This window comes from Ramlibacter albus, from assembly GCF_014297445.1.
Classification (GTDB): domain Bacteria; phylum Pseudomonadota; class Gammaproteobacteria; order Burkholderiales; family Burkholderiaceae_C; genus Ramlibacter; species Ramlibacter albus.
Window position 1 is genome coordinate 23,934 of record NZ_JACORU010000007.1, and the last position, 15,093, is coordinate 39,026.

Below are 15,093 nucleotides of genomic sequence, written 5' to 3' on the forward strand. Positions count from 1 at the left end.
ATGGCAATCAGGGCGAGAAGATCACGCCGGGCGGCCGCTCCTTGCTCGGCGTGCACTCGAAACTGCCGACCTGCCCGCCGAGGATGGGCCCGGTGTAGCGCAGGCCCTCGACCTCGATGCTGCGCTCCTGCGGCTTGTCCGCGAAGCCCTGGGCCGGCGCGTTGCGCGCGGCCCAGCGCAGCGCGGTGCCCTCGATGCGGTAGGGCGTGTCGTTGACGGTGCCGGCCTTCAGGTCGATCTTCATCGTGGCGACGTAGCGGCCGTTCGCGCCGTCCTTGCAGTACACGCGAAACACGTACTTGTCGCCGTGCGTGCGCGCGACTTCGAGGAGGGGCGGCGGGGCATCGGCGAGGTTGGCAAACGCGGTGGCGGCAAGGAAAGCCGCGGCCGCGGCGGCAATGAAACGATGGCTCCGGGACATGGGGCGTATTCTGCGTGAGATGAACGACCAACTCCTCTGGCTGGCCAGCGCGGCCCTGATCCTCGTGGGGCTCGCCGGCATCGTGCTGCCCGCCCTGCCCGGCACGCTCCTCGTCTTCGGCGGCATCCTGCTCGGCGCCTGGATCGACAACTTCACGAAGGTGGGCGTGCTCACCGTCGCCGTCATCGCGGTGCTGGCCCTGCTCTCGTGGGCGATGGACTACGTAGCGGCGGTACTCGGCGCGAAGCGTGCCGGGGCAAGCAAGCAGGCCATCGTCGGCGCCGCGCTCGGCACCGTCGTCGGCATCTTCATGGGCCTCGTCGGCGTGTTCTTCATGCCCCTCGTGGGCGCGGCACTCGGCGAATTCCTCGCGCGGCGCAACCACCAGCAGGCCGTGCGCGTCGGTATCGCCACCTGGCTGGGCCTGCTCGCGGGCATGCTCGCCAAATTCGTGCTGGCGTTCATGATGATCGGCATCTTCGTCATAGCGCTCGTGCTTTGAGCGCAACTCATCAGTGATGGGGAGGGTGCCGTCGGCTTGACACACACGGCATGCGGCCCGAAGAATCGCCGCCCATGCCCGACAAAACCGACCAGCAGCGCTACGACCAGACCATCGCGTACATCCGCGGCCTGAACGATGCGCTCGCCACGCACGTCGACACCACCGTGCGCGGCGTGAAGTCGCAGATCGGCGCGGACCTCTCGCTCACCGGCTACAAGCGCTATGCCGTGTTCGGCAACACGAACACGGGCCACGCGGTGCGCGCGCTGATGCTCTGCCAGCGCGCGTACTTCGGCGACCACTGGGCCCGCATGAAGGGCGCGCCGGGCGTTTCGGTGCCGGTCAACTGGATGGGCAACCCGGTGCAAAGCCGCATCACCACCAAGAACGCGTACCTTCACAAGAGCACGGCCGTGGTGAACGAGGCCGTGCTGTCGTACACCGTGCCGGCCACGCCCGCGACCGCCACGCTGGCGGACACCGCGGAGCGCGTCGGCAAGGGCGGGCCCACGGTGCCCCCGATGGAACTCATGGCGCGCTCCAACCCGGTGCCGCCGATGGGCATCTGCTACGACGGCGTGTACTGGTGGCTGTACAAGGCGGGCTTCGTCTCGCTGCGCTGGCTGCTGCGCCACGGCATGCGCATCGACGCGCTCAATGCCAACGCGATCTGCGGCGACGGCGTGGAGCTGCAACTGAACGACGACGGCAGCTGCCCGAACGTGCCGCGCGGCATGATCGTCAACTTCCGCGGCAGCGAGCCCGGCTCGGAGAACACCTGCCACTGGACGGTGTCGCTGGGCAACGGCTGGCTGATCGGGGTGAACAACACGGGCGGCGGCGTGGTCGACGGCCAGCAGTTCAACGTGAACTTCCGCACCGGCGGCGGCCTCTTCGGCACCTTCCCGCTGCGCGACATGTGGCACCTGTACACGGGCGAGATCACGCGCTCGCACACCACCCACCGCACGGGCGTGAGGGTGGCCATGATCGACCCGTCGACGATCCCGAACCGGGATTCGGGCGGCACGCTGTAGCGCGCGCTTCAGCGCTTGCCGAACACGTCCACTGCGGCGGTGCGCTTCACGATTGCCGCGGCGTCACCGGGCAGCAGGAAGCGCTGTTCCTGCAGTGCGCGCGCTGCGGCCTCGACCCGCTTCGCGTAATCGTCGGCATCACGGTAACGCTCGGCAACCGAGGGCCGCGCATCGCCGCTCGCCGAGCGCTCCGCCGCCGTCACCTTGAACGGGATGTAGCCCGCGCCCAGCGAGCACAGGAAGTTCAGCGGCGGGTTCTGCACGGCGTGCGAGCCGAGCGGCACTTCGAGCTCCGGCAGCCGGATGCCGCCACGCGCGTTGCCGTCGGCGTCGAGCACCGGCACCTGCACTACCGCGCCTTGAAGGTGCTTGGGCGCCATCAACGCCTGCGAGCCCGTTGCGGCGGCTTGCAGCGGCATCAGCACGCTGTCCGGCGGCTGCTCGCCGGTGGCGATCCAGCGGTCCAGCGCGAGCATCGTCGAGCGCAGCACGGGGTGCCAGTCGAGCTCGGCGAACTTGTGCGTGCAGTTGCCGCGCCCGGGGAGGAGCGCATGCGAGGCACCGGCCACGTCATAGACGCGAATCCAACCGGGGAGCGGCAGGTCCTGCGTGCCGCTGCCGCCTGTGCGGCCCAGCGATGCGCGCAGGGAGAAGTAATCGGTGGTGGTGTTGACGAACACCATGCGCGGCGGCCGGCTCGCGCTGCGTTCCGCGCGCGCGGCGATCTGGGCGACGGCGAGCGGCTCCTCGGCGACGCCGCGAAACTCCGGGTCCTCGAAGGTCGGGATCTGCCCCGCGCCGGACGCCGGCCCCGCGAGCGTGCGCAGCTGGATGCCGCCGGACATCGCGCCGAAGATGTGCAGGCCTTCGAACAGCGGCCCCGACGCCGTGTGGTTGTACCCCTTGAGCAGGAAGCTCTTGAGGAAGCGCCCTGTCTGCGAATACCCGAACCCGATCGCGCGCTGCACCTTGCCCGCCAGCGGGTTGAGCTCGCTCGGCGACTTCTTCAGGAACTCGGCGACGTCGCGCACGATGGACAGCGCGGCTTCCTCGACGAAGAGAGGCTTGCCGTCCGCCCCTGCGACCGTGGGCAGTTCGATGCCATGCCCCAGCTCCCAGGCGATCGCGGCGACCGCGAACCCTTCGTCGTGCAGGAACCCGTTGCCCGGCTGCCATTGGCCGATCGGCACGCCCGGGCCGTTCAGCAGGCCGGCGGCGATCGGCCGGCCGCGATTCGGGATGTCCACGAGGAGCGTGCCTCGCCCGCCCGACACGGGCGCCACGACCGTCACGCGCGTTGCGTAGTCGACGCTGCCGCTCGCGTTGCGTTTGGCCTTTGCCAGGTCGCCGATGGCTTCACGTTCGGGGACGAGCTGGCCTTCCACGCGCAGCTCGTGCCGGGTGAACGCCATGCCTCGGAAGTTGCCGTACGGCGAACTCGAGATCACGGCGACCCCGGTGACGTCGGCGAGGGCGTGGGAGTGAAACGCGGCCGTCACTGCCAGCGCCGCGGCGAGGCGCAAGAGCTGCATGGATTTCATGGCTTCTCCTGGGAGTTCAGAGCCCATTCTGGCAAGCGCCCTTCGCGCTCGCCGTGCGATTTCGCACCTGCGGGTCATTGGTGGCCTCCACGTGTAGCGCTTCGCTGAAAACATATGCCGAAGGGCACGCTGCCGCCACATGCATTTGAGTGATCCTAGAATGCCGTCCAACCGACACGGAGGGCCCATGCACGAACGCATCACCCGCACCATTGCACCGCTGGCGATGGCATCCCTGGCCGCTGGATGCGCCGGCGTGGCACCTGACCCGAGCCGCCACGAGGGCCCGCGCCGCTTCGCGCTCACGCCCTACAGCGAAATGACGCCCGACCAGCGCGCCGTGGCGGACGCGATCCGCACCGGGCCACGCGCATCCGTCGGCAGCCCCGCCGCCGCGCAGGGCGCCACGTCCCTGTCGAGCCCCTTCAACGTGTGGAACCGCTCGCCCGAGCTGGCCGACCGCGTGCAGAAGCTCGGCGAATACCTGCGCTTTCGCACGTCGCTGCCGCCGCGGCTGAACGAGTTCGCGATCCTGATCACCGCGCGCCGCTGGGACTCGCAGTACGAGTGGTTCGCGCACCACCGGCTCGCCATGGCGGGCGGGCTGGACCCCGCCGTCGCCGAGGACCTGCGCAACAACCGCGTGCCCGCGAACATGAAGCCGGACGAGCAGGTGGTCTACGACTTCGTCACGGAGTACTTCGACCATCGCGGCGTGAGCGACGCCACGTACAAGCGCGCCGTGACGGCGTTCGGCGAACGCGGCGTCGCCGACCTCGTCGCCGTCACCGGCTACTACATGCTCGTGTCGATGACGCTCAACGTGGACCGCACGCCGATCCCCGACGGCGGGCCCAAGCCGCTGCCGGCTCGCTGACGCGCCTCAAGCCGCCTGCAGGCTCATGTCGAGGGCGGGCTGCACGTCGTCCGGGATCGGGCACACGTACGGCGTCTTCGCCGTGCGCGCCGCGTAGTCCGCCTTCGCGCGCGCGAGCAGCGCGGGGTCGGTCAACACCTGCACGGCCGTGCCCGCCATCGCCTTCGCCGCGTTGATCATGCCCTTGTGCGCCATCGGCAGCTTGCCCTGCGCGGTGAGCTGCCACGAGTGGCCCGGCGTGCCCAGGATGCACGTGGCGCCGCGGGCCTGCACGGTGGGCACGACCCAGCTGACGTCGCCGACGTCGGTGGAGCCGAGCATCGTGGACTTCGCGTCCAGCGGCATCACGAAGTCGCCGAGGATCTTGCCGCCCTGCGGCACGAGCCCGAAGCGGCGCCAGGTCGCGTCGATGTCGTTGTCCGTCACGGAGGGGCGGAAGCGCTGGGCGTCGGCGAAGTCCGCCTCGTCGAAGTAGTTGCCACCCAGGCGCGTCATCACGTCGTGCATCGCCTGTTCCAGCGGGGTGTTGCCCAGCAGGTTGGACACGGCGCTGATCACCTTCGCCTCCACCTCGGTCTCCGTCATCAGCGCGGCGCCCTGCGCGATCTTGCGCACGCGCGCCGCGAGCTGGTTCATCTGCGAGAGGTCGCCGGCGCGGATGAGGTAGCGCACCTTCGCCTGCGCCTGCACCACGTTCGGAGCGATGCCGCCCGCGTCGAGGTACGCGTAGTGCACGCGCGCGTCGCTCGGCATGTGTTCGCGCATGTAGTTGACGCCCACGCTCATCAGCTCCACGGCGTCCAGGGCGCTACGGCCCAGCTGGGGCGCGGCGGCCGCATGCGAGGCGCGGCCCTTGAAGCTGAAGTCGATGCGCGTGTTGGCCAGCGAGTTGGCGTCCCACACCCCCGTGAGCGCAGCCGGGTGCCAGGAGATCGCCACATCGGCATCCTTGAACAGGCCCGCACGCACCATGAAGGTCTTGGCCGCGCCGCCCTCTTCCGCTGGGCAGCCGTAGAACCGCACGCGGCCCGGCGTGCCGGTGCGAGCCAGCCAGTCCTTCACCGCGGCCGCGGCCATGAGTGCGCCGCTGCCCAGCAGGTTGTGGCCGCAGCCGTGGCCGTTGCAGTTCTCGGGCACGGGCTTGTACGTGGCCGTGCCGGCCTCCTGCGACAGGCCGGGCAGCGCGTCGTATTCGCCGAGGATGGCGATCACCGGCCCGCCGCTGCCCCATTCGCCCACCATCGCCGTGGGGATGCCCGCCACTTTCGTTTCGACGCGGAAGCCCTCTTCGCGCAGAACGGCTTCGACGTCGGCGGCCGAGCGGTGCTCGGTGTACGCGAGTTCGGCGTAGGACCAGATGCGGTCGCTGAGGTCGGTGTAGCGCTGGCGGCGCTCGTCGACGAAGGACCAGACGGATTGAAGGTTGTCATCGTGCATGCAGCGCCCATCGACGTTCGTGGTGGTAGGGCCATCCTAGCGCGGCACGGCCGGCATGGCCTTTGGGGATAGCACCGAGGCGCACGGCGGCATATAATCCGTACAGACTGTACAGGATCGGACCATGCGCAACCGCACCGTCGGGCTCGAAGAAGGCCGCAGGCAACTGCCGCAGCTGGCCGAGCTGGCCCACTCGGGCCAGGGCAGCTTGTTGACCAAGCACGGCAAGCCCTACGCCGCGATCGTTGCGCCCGACGTGCTGCTGAACGCACGCCGCCGGTCCTCGTTCCTCGCGCTGCGCGGCACGGGCAAGGGCTTGTGGGGCAAGGCGACATCCCATGTTGCCAAATTGCGGGACGAGTGGGACTAATGGCCGCGCCCGCGGCTTCGCCGCCCTGGGGCGGCCTCGCTGAAGGCGACCTCGTGGTCGTCGACACTGCGCCGCTGATCTACCTGCTGGAAGACCACCCGCGCTTCGCGAAGCAGTTTGCGGGGCTGTTCGAGGCGGCCGACCGCGACGTCGTGAGCATCGCCATTTCCACCATCTCCCTGGCTGAGGTCCTCGTCGGCCCGCTGAAGCAGGGCCTGGACGCGCTCGCCAAGCGGTACGAAAAGGCGCTGCGTGGGTTCGAGGTCGTGGCCGTGACCGAGGAGATCGCCGTCACCGCAGCGCGGCTGCGGGCAACGACCGGGCTGCGGCTGCCGGACGCCCTGCTCGCGGCAACTGCCCTCGAGACCGGCGCCGCCGCACTGGTCACGCATGACCGCGACTTCTCGAAGCTCAAGGGGCTGCGCGTGCTGACGGGTGGCGAGTAGCGATCGGCAGTTACCGGCAGGCTAGAATCACGCGAGTTCTGCGGGCGTCGTTCAATGGCAGGACCTGAGCTTCCCAAGCTCAAGACGTGGGTTCGATTCCCATCGCCCGCTCCAGCTGCTCACGGCTTGCAGATCAGGTCGCTCACGATCAGCTGCTGCCCCCAGTACCTTCCCCCCGTCGACGGCAACGAATAGAACGCGTTGTCGCGCAGGACCGTCACCGAGCGCGCGGCCGCGAGCAGTGCGGCATTCGGGCGGCTCGCCGACGCGTTCTGTTCCTTGACCACGGTGACCTGCTCGCGCAGCAGTTGCGGCGCGACCTGCGTTGCGCCGGCTCGCGTGGTGCCGGTGGTGGTGGTGGTGGAGGAACTCCCGCCGGTGCGAACCTGCGCCTGCTGCTGAGGTTGTGCCGCTGCTTGCGGCGCGACCGCGCCTGCGGGCGGACGTGCATCGTGCTGTGCTGCCCGTGGCGGTTCCGCCGCGCTCTTCGCGTCGTCCAGGAACGAACCGGAGACTGCGAACGCCGTGGCCCTCGAACCGGCCTGCGGCTGCTCGCTGGCTTGCAGCGCACCGCCCTCCGCTTCCGCGACCGCGTCCGGTTCGGCCGCGCTCTTCGCGTCGTCGAGGAACGACTTGGCCATCGCGGCCTGCGCGGTGACGAACCCACGCGGCCCGCTCGCGGCCGGTTGCCCGCTCGCGGCCGGCTGCGCGCCCGGCTCGCTTGCGGCAAGGTGCGCGCCTGGCTCGGTTGCGACAGGTTGCGTGTACGGCATCGACGCGGGCGGGTCGGCGGCACTCTTCGCGTCGTCGAGGAATGACTGCGCCGTCGGCGGCTGCGAATCGACGAGGGCGGGCGACTGCCCGGTCACGCGTTCGCTCGAGCCCGCCGCGGCTGCACTGGCTTCGGCCGGCGAAACGGCTGCGGGGTCCGGGTCGGCGGCACTCTTCGCATCGTCGAGGAATGACTGCACCTTCGGTGCCGGCGCGTCCACGAAGGCGGGCGACTGTCCGGCCACGGGTTCGCTCGAGCCCGCCGGGGACGCACCGGGTTCGGCCCGCGAAACGGCGGCGAGGTCCGGGTCGGCTGCCGCCCTCGTGCCGGGTTGCGTCGCATCGTCATGCGCGTAGAGCGCTTCGATCAGGTTGCGCAGTTCGGTGAGGAACAGCGGCACGTAGTTGGAATTGGTGTTGATCTTCTCGTTCGCGACCACTTCGAGCAGTCGCACCGGGACGGCCGGCACCACGTCCTGCAGGCGTTGCGCGGTCTGGGTCGCGAACGAACCCGGCGCCGGTGTTCCTGCCGCGGGCGGCTGGGGCGGCACGGGGGCGGGTCCAGCCGAGGCTGGGGTCGCGGAGCCAACGGTGGACGGCTGCGGTGCGCCGGGTACTGGAGACGGCGCGGTCGTGGCGGTCGCCGGCGCGGCCGTGCCTGTCGACGGGGGCGGTGTTGCCGGCGTTCCTGCGGGGGTCGAAGCCGCCGGCGTCGAAGTCGTCGGCCCCGGCGCCGGCGCTATGGCGGTGACCGGCGCGGGCGCTGGAGATGTCACGGGTGCGGCCGTGGTGCCGGGGCCCGGCGCGGGCGGTACGGCGGGAGCCGGGCCAGGCGCAGTCGAGGTTTGCGGTGCGGGCGCGGGTGCGGGTGCACTCGTCGGGTTTGGAGCGGGTGCAGCCGAGGCCGGGCCTGGCGCAGGGGCTGGCTGTGTCGCCGGCGCCGGAGCCGGCGCGGGAGAACTGGTTGGCGACGCAGCCGGTGCGCCTGCAGGTGATGGTGACGGAGACGATGACGTTGACGGTGGCGGCGAGTTCGACGGCGGTGTTGCCGCGCTCGGAGCCGGTGCGGGCGACGGCGCCGGAGCCTGCTCCTGCGGCTGTGCCGGACCCGGCGCGGTCGTCGGAGCGGGTGCGCTTGTTGGAGCTGGTGCGCTTGTTGGTGTCGGTGCGCTCGTCGTAGCGGGCGCACTCGTCGGAGCCGGTGCACTTGTCGGAGCCGGTGCACTTGTCGGAGCCGGTGCACTTGTTGGAGCGGGCGCACTCGTCGGCGCAGGTGCGCTCGTCGGAGCAGGCGCACTCGTCGGTGCCGGCGCGCTTGTCGGAGCAGGAGCGCTCGTCGGTGCAGGCGCGCTCGTCGGAGCGGGTGCGCTCGTCGGAGCTGGTGCACTTGTCGGAGCTGGTGCACTTGTCGGAGCTGGTGCACTTGTCGGAGCTGGTGCACTTGTCGGAACAGGTGCACTTGTCGGTGCTGGCGCACTCGTCGGTGCCGGCGCGCTTGTCGGAGCAGGAGCGCTCGTCGGTGCAGGCGCGCTCGTTGGAGCAGGCGCACTCGTCGGTGCCGGAGCACTCGTCGGTGCCGGTGCACTCGTCGGAGCGGGTGCGCTCGTCGGAGCGGGTGCGCTCGTCGGAGCTGGTGCACTCGTCGGTGCCGGTGCACTCGTCGGAGCAGGCGCACTCGTCGGAGCAGGCGCGCTCGTCGGTGCAGGAGCGCTCGTCGGTGCAGGAGCGCTCGTCGGTGTCGGTGCACTCGTCGGAGCAGGTGCGCTCGTCGGCGCGGGAGCACTCGTCGGCGCGGGAGCACTCGTCGGCGCGGGAGCACTCGTCGGCGCGGGAGCACTCGTCGGCGCGGGAGCACTCGTCGGAGCAGGAGCGCTCGTCGGAGCGGGCGCACTCGTCGGAGCAGGAGCGCTCGTCGGTGCCGGCGCACTCGTCGGTGCAGGCGCACTCGTCGGTGCAGGCGCACTCGTTGGAGCGGGTGCACTTGTCGGAGCCGGTGCACTTGTCGGAGCCGGTGCACTTGTCGGAGCCGGTGCACTTGTCGGAGCCGGTGCACTTGTCGGAGCCGGTGCGCTCGTCGGAGCGGGCGCACTCGTCGGAGCGGGCGCGCTCGTCGGAGCGGGTGCGCTCGTCGGTGCCGGTGCGCTCGTCGGTGCCGGTGCACTCGTCGGAGCCGGTGCACTTGTCGGTGCCGGTGCACTTGTCGGAGCCGGTGCGCTGGTCGGAGCGGGTGCGCTCGTCGGAGCTGGCGCACTTGTCGGAGCCGGCGCACTCGTCGGAGCCGGCGCACTCGTCGGAGCCGGCGCACTCGTCGGAGCCGGTGCACTTGTCGGAGCCGGTGCGCTCGTCGGAGCGGGCGCACTCGTCGGAGCAGGAGCGCTCGTCGGTGCAGGCGCACTTGTGGGAGCGGGCGCACTCGTCGGTGCAGGCGCACTCGTCGGTGCAGGCGCACTCGTCGGTGCCGGCGCTTCCACAGGCGCAGGTGCCGGCGCTTCCGTCGGCGTGGGCGCACTCGTCGGCTCAGGCGCAGGCGCAGGCGCCGGTGTCGGCGCCGGCGTCGACCCGGGCGGATCCACCGGCGCGCCGGCCGCCATGTACTGGATCGGCGAGCCGAACGTGAGCGCGCCAGGTCCGAACACGATCGAACCGCCGGCCGTCACGCTCACGCCGAACGGGCCGGTGATGGTCGAGTTCTGGAATACCGAATCCGCGGCGATGAGCGTGACCGTGCCGGCCGCGGAGGTCAGTGGTCCGTCGAGCGTGATGTCGCCCGGGCTCGTCGTGTTGCCCGTGACGAGCAGGATGTCGAACTGCGCGTAGATGCCGTCCTCGCCCACCCAGATCGGGCTGTGCGCCTTCAACGTCACCGACCCGCGCGGCGCGCTCACGAGCCCGCGCGTGAAGATGCCGCCGGTGTTGTCGATCGAGGCCGAGTCCACCGTCAGGCCTGTGATGATGAGCGGCGAACTGGTGTTGACCAGCACGAGCTCGCCCCCGGTGCCGCCGATCGTGGCAATGGCATTGCCGGTGTCCGTCAGCAACGCCTTCGAACCGATCGCCACGTTGAAACTCAACGAACCCGCCTTCAGCGGCCCCGCCTGAACGATGCCCCCCGGCGCATCGACAGCGACGGAACCCGCCGTGAACGCCCCGATCCGCAGCGGCGCCCCGCCCTTCTGCGCGAGCGACGCATGCCCGCCGACCTCGATGCTGCCGCCGGTCTGCGAGAACGCGTCGCCCACCACCATCGAGCCCGTTACCACCCGGCCGGCACTCTGCGAATAGGCCGCGCTCGACAACTGCTGCGCCACGGTCAGCGAGCCACCCGCCACCGAAAGCGCCCCGCCGCTGGCCAGCCCGAGCAGCGACGTGCCACCGGCGAGGTCGTAGTTGACGGAGGCGCCCGCGGGGATGGCCACGCGGCTCACGTTCGAGCCGTCCGGCAGCGCGTCCCAGTTGCCCGCGTTGCTCCACAACCCGTCTCCCGCCGCACCGTTCCACGTGGACAGCGGCCGCACGAGGATCGTGCCGGTTGCAGGAACGTACTTGACCTTGTAGTTGCGGCCGCCGTTGCCGTCGCTGATCGTCGCGCCGCCGACGGTCACCGACTTGCCGGAGCCGGCGTTGCGGTCGGCGAACGCGAACGTGCCGCCGGAGAGCGCGTCGGCGCCGAACAGCGTGCCGCCGGCGAGCACGAGCGAGCCCGGGGCCGCCGTGGTGCCGTCGTAGGTCTTCAGCACGGTCGAGGACGTGAGCGTGAGCGGCGCCGCCTCGATGCGCGCCAGCGCGCCGGTGAAATCCAGCGGGCCATAGCCCGGCGCAGCGAGCGAGCCGATGCCGATCGCGTACGAGCCGACGTTGCGCGACGCATTGAGGACGGCGAGCGACCCGGTGAAACGGTTGTCCTGGATGAACACGTTGCCGTACGCGGCGGGGTCCACCAGCCCGGAGACGGTGTACGCCAGCGCGCCGAAATTGCTCGTGCCGTCGTACGTGCGCGTGACGTCCTGCGCGGTGATCTTCAGCGACGGCAACCCGCTGAACAGGTACCGGTTGCCCGGTGCCACGGTCGCGGGCGGATTCTTCGCCAGCGTCGCGCCCCAGACGGCGGCCTGCCCAGACACAAGGCCGCCGAAGACATTCGCTTCGGGCTTGTCGGAGTAGACGAGCCAGCGCCCCGAACCCGCGTCGAGCACGCCGCTGCCCGCTTCATTGACGAAGCGGCTGCCGGAGATGACGATCGTGCCGCCGCCGTTCTTCGAGTTGCCGGGGCCGGACGCGTCGAGCGACGCACCGCTGCGGAGCTGGACGTCGCCGCCCGCTTCGACCTGCAGCCAGCCGCCGTGGTTCGGGTTGAGCGCGCGAACCGTGCCGGCCACCTCCGCAGCGCCCACCGCCCTGAGCAGCACCTTGCCGCCCTCCACGCTGGCGGCCGTTGCATTGACCACGCCGCTGTGCCGCAGCGTGCCCGCGAACACGCCGACCGCGTCGCCCTTGAGCGTGCCGAGGTTCACCGCGGAATCGGCCGGCGCCTGCACGTGCATCTGGATGCCTTCGAGCCCCGGACCCGTGATGGCGACCTTGCGGCCGGCGGCGAGCACCGTGGTGCCGTTGGGTGCCTCCACCAGCCCGGTGCCGCCGACCTTCACGATGGGCGCGATCAGCACGACGTCGCCCGAGCGCGCGGCGACCTGCCCGTCGATGGTGAGCGCGCCGGCCGCACCGCCGTCGCCGAAGACCAGCCGCCCGGCGATGGCGTCGGCTTGTGCCATGCGCAGGGTCGACGCCGTGAAACCTGCCGTGTCCACGACGGCACCCACCCCGACGGTGATCCCGGCCGGGTTGACCAGCACCAGCCGGCCGTTGGACGAGAGTGTCCCGAAGATGCCGCTCGGGTCCGGCCCGACGACGCGGTTGATCGAGGTGCTGCCCGAGCCGGGCTGCACGAAGTGCGTCGTGGTGCCCGTGGGGATGGAGAAGCTTTGCCAGTTGATCACCGACTGGCTGGTGCCGGCCGCGTTCTTCGTGTTGACCGTCGTGCGGCTGCCCTGCGTGGAGACCGTCGCGCTGCCCTGGACCACCTGGGCGCCGGACGGCTGCCCGTCGACCGGGTCCGATGCAAAGCACGCCGCGAGGGCGAGCGCCAGCGCTACCGGCGTGTGGCCGGCAACAGCGGGGCATCCGGCCGCAGCCGGAATGTTGGCGCGCGCACGGCGCAGAGACACAGTGACCTCACTTGTCTCCTCCCTGGGCGGCCCATGGTCGCCCGGGGGGCGGCAGCGTACATCGTGCAAATGGATGAAAGGGCACGCCTCACAACCACACCTTGCCGCGGGCTTCCGCGGCCCAGTCGTGGTTGCGGTCGGCCTTGTCCGGCCGCCCGACCCTGGGCCACGTCATGGGCGGCGAGAACTGCCCCTTCCAGCCCTTCTCGCGCACCCGCTTTGCCGCCTCGCCGACCGACCGGGCGGCGGCCCTGCGCTCCCCCGCGCGCCACTGCTGCCGGGCGAGCTTCAGCCACAGCTTCGCGGTGGCGAACTTCATCGCGATGGCCATGCGATATGACGCGATGGATTCGCGCACGTGGCCGCGCGCCGCGTGGAGGTCGCCGATGGCCGCGTGGATGGCCGCGTGCTCCGAGTCCCACAGCCCGAGGTCGAGGCTGCCCAGGCTGAGCGCATTGGTGCGCGCGCGATGGCCCATCAAGGCGAGCTTGAGCGACTGCTCGTACATCGCGGACGCGTCGTCGAACCGGCCGGCGTCCATCAGCACGGCGCCGAGGGCGCGGTACGCCTCGATGCAGCCCTTGTCCGCCGCGATGGCGCGGCGCAACGCAGCCTCGGCCTCCCCGTACTGCCGCTCCACGCGGTGCAGCAGGCCGCTGACGACGTGCAGGTGCGCCCCCGAGGGGTCGAGCGCCAGCATGCGGTCCAGGGCCACCCGCGCCTGGCGGAACCGGCCTTTCTCCAGGTACCAGAGGGCGCTGGTGTTGTGCGGCGTGCTGTACGCGGGGTCGCGCGAGCGGGCGGACGCCAGCAACTCGCGCGCCTTCGCCTCGTCGCCCCTGGCAAGCAGCACATGCGCGAGGTGGTACTCGGCGGCGGCCGGGTTGGGCGACGAAGCGAGCGCGCTTTCGTAGTGCTGCTTCGCGGCGTCGAGGTCGTTCCTCGCCACGGCTTGCGCCGCGAAACGCATCTCGTCGGCCCACGGCACCGGCCCGTCCGCCTGCAGGCGGGCAACGAATTCATCCCCCACGTACCGCCATTGCAGCGGCGTGTAGCCACCCTCCACGGACACCGAGACGGTCGCGAGGTCCGTCCGGACGCCCCGCGCTTCGAGCCTGGCAAGCAGTTCGTGCGGCCACATCCACGGCCCTACGCCGTACCAGCGGATGTCGCGGTAGCCCACGTTGGGGATCATCAGGTAGTCGATGTCGATGTCCAGCAGCACGGGCTGCGTGAACTTCGGCAGGTGGTCCACGGTGCACACGTTCACCGGGCAGCCGAGGGCCGTGCCGCGAATGACGTCGCGGCCGGCGTCCACGGGCGCGGGCTTGCGGTCCGATGGGCGGCCCTGGTCCAGCCGCTTGAGCTCCTTGACGACGTCGCGCCGCTGCTTCGCGGTGGACCAGGTCGCGTCGGGCACCACCCACCAGATCTCGCCGAAGCAGCCCTCCTCGATGGCGGCGTAGACGAAGTTGGCGATGTTGATGCGCGAGCGGCCGCCGTCCTTCAGGACCCAGCGGCCATACAAATCGTGGTGCGCGTCGATGTGCACGAGGACGCGCCCGCGCACGCCCGCGTCGTGCCACACCTGGTAGGCGCTGTCGTGGTTCTCCATCAGGTGGACGGCGGCCGGGCGCATGGCTGCCCAGCATAGCGCGTGCCGCGCGCGGTGGCGGGTGCGGGTGCGCTTACGCCACTTCGGGCATCAGCGGCTGCCAGGTGCGCAGCATTTCCTTGCGGTACTCGGTCATGCGGTCGGCGGCCACCTTGAGCGCGTCGTAAGGCTCGGTGCCGTCGGCCACGAGGCTGGCGTAGTCGCCCAGGCAGATGCTGGAAAGCGCGAGGAACACGCCGGACTCGATCGTCGCGCGCTCGCGGTCCGGCATGGTGTGGATCTGCGTCGCGAGCCAATTCAGCACCTCGACGGCATCCTTTACGCGTTTTGCATCCATGCACGAATGGTCGCCCCCGGCGCGGCCGCGAGCTGTAGGAGGCGTCTTCGCCGGGGTGTCGGCGCGGCCCGGGGCTTGGTGAGAGGTATTCGCGCCGGGCGTGAGGAATTTCCCTAGGCAGCGGGGCCGTAGGCGCCCTATGCTTCGCGCGTGCCGGCCGTCTTGATCTTCGTCAACAAACACGCGTTTCGCGCGCTCGTGGCGGGGGTGTTCCTGACGGCCGGTAGCGCGGCCTGGGCCGAGGCGCACGAGTGGCGCTGCTGGTACAACGCGCCCGAGCACGTGAGCTGCATGCCGAAGTCCCCGGCGGCGCGGGCATCGTGGCCGAACCGCTTCATGCACATCCCGCTGCACACCATCCCCTTCGACGCGAACGGCTTGAGCGTGCTGGCGCAGGCTGTGGTTTGCGGGCGGCGCGGGGATTGCGCGGTGCAGTTCTCGCGCGAGATGCCGGTGGCGGCGGAGCACGACGACCTGACGGACCCGCTGCTGGCAGCTTCCGACTGAAGCGGGT

The 15,093-nt window shown here is 70.7% G+C and carries 12 protein-coding genes and 1 tRNA gene; 7 read left to right on the forward strand and 6 right to left on the reverse strand.

All coding sequences use genetic code 11. From position 1 onward, the window contains the following. Positions 1–7: 7 nt before the first annotated feature. Entirely contained in the window at positions 8–421 is a 414-nt protein-coding gene (locus H8R02_RS18410; RefSeq protein ID WP_187082946.1) for a hypothetical protein, read from the reverse strand. Between the two features lie 19 nt (positions 422–440). On the opposite strand from H8R02_RS18410, the gene H8R02_RS18415 reads away from it, so the two are divergent. Then, the gene (locus H8R02_RS18415; protein WP_187082947.1) at positions 441–923 is read left to right on the forward strand and encodes a DUF456 domain-containing protein; all 483 of its coding nucleotides are present in this window, start codon (positions 441–443) and stop codon (positions 921–923) included. 74 nt (positions 924–997) lie between these two features. Next, complete coding sequence (locus tag H8R02_RS18420; protein WP_187082948.1) at positions 998–1,963, forward strand: hypothetical protein; 966 nt, start codon at positions 998–1,000, stop codon at positions 1,961–1,963. 8 nt (positions 1,964–1,971) lie between these two features. On the opposite strand, the gene H8R02_RS18425 is transcribed toward H8R02_RS18420, so the two are convergent. Next, positions 1,972–3,504 carry an alpha/beta hydrolase domain-containing protein gene (locus tag H8R02_RS18425; RefSeq protein WP_187082949.1) on the reverse strand — a complete coding sequence of 511 codons (1,533 nt, stop codon included), beginning with the start codon at positions 3,502–3,504 and terminating at the stop codon, positions 1,972–1,974. 187 nt (positions 3,505–3,691) lie between these two features. On the opposite strand from H8R02_RS18425, the gene H8R02_RS18430 reads away from it, so the two are divergent. After that, positions 3,692–4,381 (forward strand): carboxymuconolactone decarboxylase family protein, encoded by a 690-nt coding sequence (locus tag H8R02_RS18430; protein WP_255429416.1) that lies wholly within the window; start codon positions 3,692–3,694, stop codon positions 4,379–4,381. Between the two features lie 6 nt (positions 4,382–4,387). Here the strand turns inward: H8R02_RS18430 and H8R02_RS18435 are convergent, their stop codons facing one another. Then, on the reverse strand, positions 4,388–5,818 hold the full coding sequence (locus H8R02_RS18435; RefSeq protein WP_187082950.1) for a M20 family metallopeptidase: 1,431 nt from the start codon (positions 5,816–5,818) through the stop codon (positions 4,388–4,390). 124 nt (positions 5,819–5,942) lie between these two features. On the opposite strand from H8R02_RS18435, the gene H8R02_RS18440 reads away from it, so the two are divergent. The 3 genes from H8R02_RS18440 (at position 5,943) to H8R02_RS18450 (ending at position 6,748) form a co-directional block, all read left to right on the forward strand. Continuing rightward, positions 5,943–6,188, forward strand: coding sequence for a type II toxin-antitoxin system Phd/YefM family antitoxin (locus H8R02_RS18440; protein WP_187082951.1), 246 nt, complete (start codon positions 5,943–5,945; stop codon positions 6,186–6,188). Continuing rightward, positions 6,188–6,634, forward strand: a complete 447-nt coding sequence (locus H8R02_RS18445) for a type II toxin-antitoxin system VapC family toxin (protein WP_255429437.1) — start codon at positions 6,188–6,190, stop codon at positions 6,632–6,634. The genes H8R02_RS18440 and H8R02_RS18445 overlap by 1 nt, the downstream gene beginning before the upstream one ends. 40 nt (positions 6,635–6,674) lie before the next feature. Then, positions 6,675–6,748, forward strand: a tRNA-Gly gene (locus tag H8R02_RS18450). A gap of 5 nt (positions 6,749–6,753) precedes the next feature. Here the strand turns inward: H8R02_RS18450 and H8R02_RS18455 are convergent. From H8R02_RS18455 to H8R02_RS18465, 3 genes are all read right to left on the reverse strand, one after another. Next, positions 6,754–12,627, reverse strand: a complete 5,874-nt coding sequence (locus tag H8R02_RS18455; protein WP_187082953.1) for a two-partner secretion domain-containing protein — start codon at positions 12,625–12,627, stop codon at positions 6,754–6,756. A gap of 88 nt (positions 12,628–12,715) precedes the next feature. Continuing rightward, a complete protein-coding gene (locus H8R02_RS18460; RefSeq protein ID WP_187082954.1) occupies positions 12,716–14,266 on the reverse strand; it encodes a tetratricopeptide repeat protein in 1,551 nt (516 codons plus the stop codon). Between the two features lie 49 nt (positions 14,267–14,315). Continuing rightward, on the reverse strand, positions 14,316–14,579 hold the full coding sequence (locus tag H8R02_RS18465) for a hypothetical protein (RefSeq protein WP_187082955.1): 264 nt from the start codon (positions 14,577–14,579) through the stop codon (positions 14,316–14,318). 150 nt (positions 14,580–14,729) lie between these two features. On the opposite strand from H8R02_RS18465, the gene H8R02_RS18470 reads away from it, so the two are divergent. Continuing rightward, positions 14,730–15,086, forward strand: a complete 357-nt coding sequence (locus H8R02_RS18470) for a hypothetical protein (protein WP_187082956.1) — start codon at positions 14,730–14,732, stop codon at positions 15,084–15,086. Positions 15,087–15,093: the final 7 nt, after the last annotated feature.